This is a genomic window from Kitasatospora sp. NPDC059747 (assembly GCF_042732955.1).
Classification (GTDB): domain Bacteria; phylum Actinomycetota; class Actinomycetes; order Streptomycetales; family Streptomycetaceae; genus Kitasatospora.
In genome coordinates this window covers 6,641-13,009 of the sequence record NZ_JBHWGV010000182.1, presented here as the reverse complement: position 1 = coordinate 13,009, position 6,369 = coordinate 6,641, and the positions used below count along the sequence as shown (strand labels likewise).

Sequence of the window (6,369 nt, the reverse complement as noted above, 5' to 3'; positions counted from 1 at the left end):
CGCGTTTGTCCCCGGGAGCGCCCCCCACCTCGCCGGGTTGGGGTTGGCGGGGCGCGCCCCCCGCGTGGGGGGGGCGGGGGGCCCGCTCGCGGTGGCGCACAGGCGGGGGGGCGGGCTCGCCGTTTCCCCCCCGCGACCGCCGGTGCAAAACCCCCGTCGCGCTCGTGGGTCAGGGGGTTGCGGTGTCCTGGGCGTCCTTGGCGGCGTCCGATTCGGCAGCGGCGGCGGCGCTGTCGGCGGCGTCCACCTTCTGTCGCATCCGGCCGAGCTGGTCGCCGCTCGCCGCCGATCCGCCGGCGCCCGCGGACGGTGCGCCGGCGGCAGGTGCGCCGCCCTTCCCCGTGGTGCTCCCGTTCGCGCCGCACGCCGTCAGGGCGAGCGCGGCGAGCAGGGCGGCCGTCATCGCGACGGCTCGCCGCGACAGCCGGCCGACCGGTACCGGTGCCGCCACCGACCTGCCGTCGACCGGGGCGGACGCCGTGCCGCGCACGGCCACTGTGCGCACGGCCACTGTGCGCACGGTCACTGCGCGTTCGGGGTGCCGAGGCCCTGCGAGGAGCACCAGCCGGCCACGGCGTTCAGGTCGCTCTGCCGCTGGGTCAGCGTGGGCACCAGGCTCTTGCGGTACGTCAGCCGGTCGTTGAGGTCGTTGTAGACCGCGGTGTGGCCGGCGGCCTTGGCGTTGTTCACCCGCTGTTCCAGACGGGCGATCGAGCCGGCCTCGGTGACCGGGCCGTTCAGGCGGTCCAGCGCCTTCTTGACCCGCTGCTCGGCCTTCGGCAGCCGCTTGCAGACGCCCTTCGCACCGTCGCCCTCGGGCGTCGGCAGCACCTTCGGCGTCGAGGAGGCCACCGGGGTGGCGCCGGGGGCGTCGGCCTGGGCCGGTCCGGCGAGGGCGATGAGGGTGGTGCCGAGAGCGAGAGCGCCGATCGCTGCGGCCGCCTTACGGTGGGTGTGCATGGCGAAGTCCTCCAGTTGCCACGGGTGGCAGGTCCGGCCGGAGCGTCGGGCGCTCCGGCTGAGCAGGACGGTAGAGGGCCTCTTTGTGGATTCCTTGTGAGCCGGCCGACCGGTTCGGCGCCCCGAGGAGCCTCAGCGGCCCGCAGTGGTGGCGCGGATCCAGTCGCGGCGGGCCGGCAGGGGCAGCGTCGGGGCGTCCTGGCCGACCAGGGGCAGCCGGACCTCGACGCGGCAGCCGGTGCCGCCGGGCGACTCGGTGACCGTGACGGTGCCCCGGTGCAAGGCCACCTGCTGGGCGACCAGGGTCAGCCCCAGCCCCGAACCGGGGCTGTTGCGTCCTCGGTGGAAGCGGTCGAAGACCGCCGCCCGGTCCTGCGCCGGGATGCCAGGACCGTCGTCGTCCACGGTCAGCACGGCCTGCCCGGCCTCCCGGCGCAGTCCGAGCGCGATCCGGGCCGGCTCCCCGGGCCGGTGTCCGTGCACGGCCGCGTTGGCCAGCAGGTTGTCGCAGACGATCCGCAGTCCGGCCTCCCACCCGTGCACCCGCAGTCCGCCGACGTCCGCTCCGGTGAGGCCGGGGCCGGTCGTGTCGACGGTCACCTCCGGCCGTCGTCGGCGCAGCTCGGCGACGGCGGCCGCGGCCGGTTCGGCCGGGTCGATCACCGCGAACGCCTCCTCCTCGACCAGGTCACCACGGGCCAGCGTGCGCAGGGCGGTGAGCAGGTCGAGCAGCCGCCGGTGGTCGTCGCGGAGGTCGGACAGGATGTCCGCGCGGTCCGCCGCCGGCAGGTCCGGGTGCGCGCCGAGCACGTCCAGGTTGGTCTGCAGGCTCATCAGCGGTGTGCGCAGTTCGTGCGAGGCGGCGGCGGAGAACGAGCGGGCGGTTTCCAGGGCCTGGCCGGTCCGGGCGACCTGGTGGTCGTACCGGGCGAGCGCGCTCTCCAGCGCGAGTGCGAGCTCGTCCACCTCGCGGATCCCGCTGCGCCGGTGGGTGAACCCGCCGGCGCCGGCGCGCGGGTCGAGCGCGGCGGCCCGCCGGCCCAGGCGGCTGAGCGGCGCGGTGGCGCGCCGGGCGAGCGCGTAGGCGAGCAGGCCGGAGGTCGGCGCGGCCAGGACGGCGGCCCACAGGATCCGCCCGCGCACCGCGTCCACCTGCGGGTTCGTCGCCGATACCGGTGCGGTGACCCAGAGCGTGCCGGGGTCGGCGCCGGTCACCGGACGGGCCAGCACCCGCCAGGCGCGGCCCTGCGCCCGCACGGTGACCAGGACGCCGGGGCTCGTGGGGGCGGGCTGCGGGAGCACCGCGGCCGGGCCCGGCACCGGGCCGCCCTCGGTGATCCGGTCTCCGTTCGCGTCCGCCACCCGGATGCCGACGTCCAGCGCGTCGTCGAGCAGGTTGCGGCGCTGGTTCTGCTCGACCCAGGGCCGGTCCTGCTGGGTGGCGCTCAGCAGTGCCCTGGTGGCGGGCAGCACGGCGGCGGCGCGGTCGCGCAGCCGGGTGTCCTGCTGGGAGCGCAGGTCGTGGGTGACCAGGCCGAGCAGCAGCGCGCCGGTGCCCAGCACGAGCAGCGGGACGAGCAGGGCCGCGCCGGTCGCGATCCGGGTGGCGAGGCTCATCGAGCGCCGGGCGGGGGCAGGGCCGGTCACGGGCTGCTCTCCGGTGCTCACGGGTGTGCCTCCGGCATCCGCAGCACGAAGCCGACGCCCCGCACCGTGTGGATCAGCCGGGGCCGGCCGCCCTCCTCCAGTTTGCGGCGCAGGTAGCTGACGAACGTGTCGACGGCATCGGTGCGGACCTCGAAGTCGTAGCCCCAGACCCGTTCGAGCAACTGGTCGCGGGTCAGCACCAGTCCGGCGTTGCGGGCCAGGTACTCCAGCAGCTCGAACTCGCGGCGGGTCAGCCGCAGCGGCTGTCCGTCCCGGCGGACCTCGCGAGCGGCGGGCTCGATCTCCAGCGGCCCGAACCGGAGGACCTCTCCGCCCGGCACGGCGGGCCCGCCGTACGCGCCGGCCTGAGGCCGGCGGCGCAGCAGGGCGTGCAGGCGCAGCACCAGCTCCTCCAGCGCGAACGGCTTGACCAGGTAGTCGTCGGCGCCCGCCTGCAGGCCGGCCACCCGGTCGGCGAGCTCGTCCAGCGCGGAGAGCATCAGCACGGGCGTGTCGACGCCCTGGTCGCGCAGCCGGCGGCAGACCTCGGTGCCGTCCACGTCGGGCATCGAGACGTCGAGGACCAGCACGTCCGGCGGTTCGGTGGCCACCAGGCGCAGCGCCGCCCGTCCGCCGTCCGCGGTCCGCACCGTGAACCCGCCGAGCCGCAGGCCGCGTTCCAGCGACCTGCGGATCGTGTCGTCGTCGTCCACCACCAGCACCGTCCCGGTGCCGTCACCGACCGCCATCGGGTTCTCCTCGCTCCCTTCCGGCCGCCGCCGGGGCGTCCACAGTGCCACGGGCTGATGAGAGCTTTCTCATCGAAGTCCCGCGCCCTGCGGGGCCCACGGCGTCCCCGGTTCTCACGCTCCCGTGGCAGGGGGTGCAGGGATCGCCCCGTGAAGCTGCACCCGGCAACGCCCGGGGCGGGCTCGGCGCCGTCGCAGGGTTCGGTCCGCCGGTCCATCGGAAGCGCGGGCAGGTACTCGACCGGCCGGGAACGTCATCACGCACCGTCCTTCGTGCCCGGGCGGCTGCGGGATGGGTCCGGGAGGGCTCAACTGCCCTTTTCACTCGGGCGGGTGAGCCGTTGGGTGCCGGTCTGCGGCGCGGCTGCTCCGCCCGGGTGGGAAGCGGTCGGGTGCGCTCGCGTGCCGCCTTGACCCTGGCATTCCAGGACCACTTCACTTCCCGGTGACCGCCCGGGAGTGCCTGGGGCCATGGCCGTCTCTTCCATCGTCCATTCCTACTCTGCGCGTCGCCGAGACCGGTTCCCCGACCGGGGTGGGCGGCAGATCAGGCCGAGCCGGCGGCCCTTCCTTCTCCGTCCACACCAACTCGCAGGAGAATCCATGTCCCTGGAAACCCCCGCGGCCGACACGCCGCCCGAGGGCCTGTCGCGCCGCCACCTGATGCGCCAGGCCGCGGCCGTCGGCGCGGCCGGCCTCGCCGCGACCCTGGTCACCGGCGCCGGCTCGGCCACCGCTGCCCCGGACGCCGCCGCCGACGCCGCACCCGCCGGGCAGCCGAGCGGCGCGACGGTGCCCGACCACGACGAGCCGATGATCGTGCACGTGCGCGACCTCCGCTCCGGACACCTCGACGTGTACCGGGGCGAACGCCACCAGCGCATCGAGGACCCGCAGTTGGCCGCGGCACTCGTCCGCGCCCTCGCCTGACCGACCCCTCGCCTGACCGACCCCTCGCCCGACCGACCCCTCGGCGCCGGCCGGCCCCGGCAACCGCTCCCAGCAGGGCCGGCCGGCTATCTCCCCCCCGCCCGCACACCCACCAGCAGCGAGGTTCCTGTGTCCTCCCACCGCGAAGCCCCCGAGATCTCCAAGGACCCGGTCGCCGACAGCACCGACGTCTACGCCTTCGTCAGCCCCGACAACTGCGACACCGTCACCCTGATCGCCAACTACCTCCCCCTCCAGGGACCGGCCGGCGGGCCCAACTTCTACGAGTTCGGCGACGACGTCCTCTACGCGATCCACATCGACAACGACAACGACGGCCGCCCCGACGTCACCTACGAGTTCCGCTTCGAGGTCGAGGTCCGCAACCCCGACTCCTTCCTCTACAACACCGGGCCGATCACCTCGCTCGACTCGCCGGACTGGAACCGCCGCCAGACCTACTCCGTCACCCGCGTCGAGGCCGGCGAGCGCAGGCGCGTCCTCGGCGAGAACCTCACCTGCCCGCCGTGCAACATCGGTCCGCTCTCCACCCCCGACTACGCCTCGCTCGCGGGGGCGGCCGCCCACCGGCTCGACGGCGGGCGCACGGTCTTCGCCGGCCAGCGCGCCGAGGGCTTCTACGTCGACCTCGGCTCGATCTTCGACCTCGGCACGCTGCGCCCCTTCCAGCAGCTGCACGTCATGCCCGCGTTCACCCAGGCCGCCCCGGGCGTGAACACGACCAAGGCGCTCAACGTCCACAGCATCGCCCTCCAGGTCCCGATCACCGACCTGACGCGGGGCGGACGCAAGCCCGCCGACGTGATGGACCCGCACGCCACCATCGGGGTCTGGACCACCGCGAGCCGCCGTCGGGCCCGCATCATCGACCCCGCCGGGCACGACACCGAGTCCGGCCCCTTCGTCCAGGTCTCCCGGCTGGGCAACCCGCTGTTCAACGAGGTCATCGTCCCCATGGGGAAGAAGGACCTCTGGAACTCCCAGCCGCCGGCCGACGACAAGAACTTCGCCCAGTACGTCGCCGCCCCCGAACTGGCCAGGCTCCTCCCGGTCCTGTACCCGGGCGTCTTCCCCCGTCTCGCCGCCTACACCAAGCCCCGCGCCGACCTGCTCGCCATCCTGCTCACCGGCATCCCCAGTGGGGTCGTCCCCGGCTTCCAGAACTACACCGGTGACACCCAGGCCGACATGCTGCGCCTGAACGTCGCCGTCCCTCCGGCCACCAGCCCCAACATCCTCGGTCTGGTCGGCGGCGACGCGGCCGGCTTCCCCAACGGTCGCCGCGTCTTCGACGACGTCGTCACCGTCGAACTGCGGGCCGTGGCCGGCCTGACCCTGCCGCTGGTCGACCCGTCCTTCACCCCCGACGCGGCCACCAGCGCGATCACCGACGGTCTCACCCCCGCCGACGTCAAGAACCCCTACCTCACCGCCTTCCCCTACCTGGGGCTGCCCTACGACGGCTACAGCAACCCGTCCAGCTGACCCGGCACGTGCCGCGGTGCGGGCGCCCCGGCGCACTGCGGCACGGTAGCGGCCCACACACCCGGACAGGCGAGGGAGAACGAGCCCATGACCCAGCAGCACACCCACGCGCCACTGCCCGCCCCTTCCCGCGAGGGCAGCGTCGTCCTGGAGATCGGCGGCCACCTCGGCGCCCTGATCATCCACACCGGCCCGGCCGAGGACGGCCTGGAGATCGAGGTCAGCCCCACCGGCGACGACACCGCCCGCACCCACGCGGCCGTCCGCCCGCGCCACCTCGCCGGGCACACCACCCACTGCGCCGTCATCTCACCGCTGCCCGAGGGCGACTACACGGTCTGGCGCACCGCGGACACTCCGGACACCACCCTGGCCGTCCGCGGTGGCGAAGTCACCGAGCACCACTGGTCGTAGGCCGTCGGCCGCCACCGGAGGCGGTCGAGAACATGCGACGGCGCGGTCGATGCGCTGCACAGCCGGGGCGGGCCCGCGCCCCGGACGGCGGCGGGGGGGGGGGGGGGGGGGCCGCGCGCGGCGGGGGGCGCGGGGGCGCCCCCCGCCGGGCGCGCGCCGGGGC

The 6,369-nt window shown here is 75.0% G+C and carries 7 protein-coding genes; 3 read left to right on the top strand and 4 right to left on the bottom strand.

Annotated elements, in window-relative coordinates:
* Nucleotides 1-169 precede the first annotated feature (169 nt).
* From ACFV4G_RS40950 to ACFV4G_RS40935, 4 genes are all read right to left on the bottom strand, one after another.
* Nucleotides 170-511 (bottom strand): hypothetical protein, encoded by a 342-nt coding sequence (locus tag ACFV4G_RS40950; protein WP_380448279.1) that lies wholly within the window; start codon nt 509-511, stop codon nt 170-172.
* Between the two features lie 11 nt (nt 512-522).
* Nucleotides 523-960: a hypothetical protein gene (locus tag ACFV4G_RS40945; protein ID WP_380448277.1), complete on the bottom strand. Its 438-nt coding sequence runs from the start codon at nt 958-960 to the stop codon at nt 523-525.
* Nucleotides 961-1,092: 132 nt separating this feature from the next.
* Nucleotides 1,093-2,628: a sensor histidine kinase gene (locus tag ACFV4G_RS40940; protein ID WP_380448275.1), complete on the bottom strand. Its 1,536-nt coding sequence runs from the start codon at nt 2,626-2,628 to the stop codon at nt 1,093-1,095.
* Entirely contained in the window at nt 2,625-3,356 is a 732-nt protein-coding gene (locus tag ACFV4G_RS40935; RefSeq protein WP_380448273.1) for a response regulator transcription factor, read from the bottom strand. The genes ACFV4G_RS40940 and ACFV4G_RS40935 overlap by 4 nt, the downstream gene beginning before the upstream one ends.
* A 603-nt stretch (nt 3,357-3,959) precedes the next feature.
* Between ACFV4G_RS40935 and ACFV4G_RS40930 the strand changes: the two genes are divergently transcribed.
* From ACFV4G_RS40930 to ACFV4G_RS40920, 3 genes are all read left to right on the top strand, one after another.
* Nucleotides 3,960-4,286 (top strand): hypothetical protein, encoded by a 327-nt coding sequence (locus ACFV4G_RS40930; protein ID WP_380448271.1) that lies wholly within the window; start codon nt 3,960-3,962, stop codon nt 4,284-4,286.
* 129 nt (nt 4,287-4,415) lie between these two features.
* Nucleotides 4,416-5,792, top strand: coding sequence for a DUF4331 domain-containing protein (locus ACFV4G_RS40925; RefSeq protein WP_380448269.1), 1,377 nt, complete (start codon nt 4,416-4,418; stop codon nt 5,790-5,792).
* Nucleotides 5,793-5,879: 87 nt separating this feature from the next.
* Nucleotides 5,880-6,206: a hypothetical protein gene (locus ACFV4G_RS40920; protein ID WP_380448267.1), complete on the top strand. Its 327-nt coding sequence runs from the start codon at nt 5,880-5,882 to the stop codon at nt 6,204-6,206.
* The last annotated feature ends 163 nt before the right edge of the window (nt 6,207-6,369 follow it).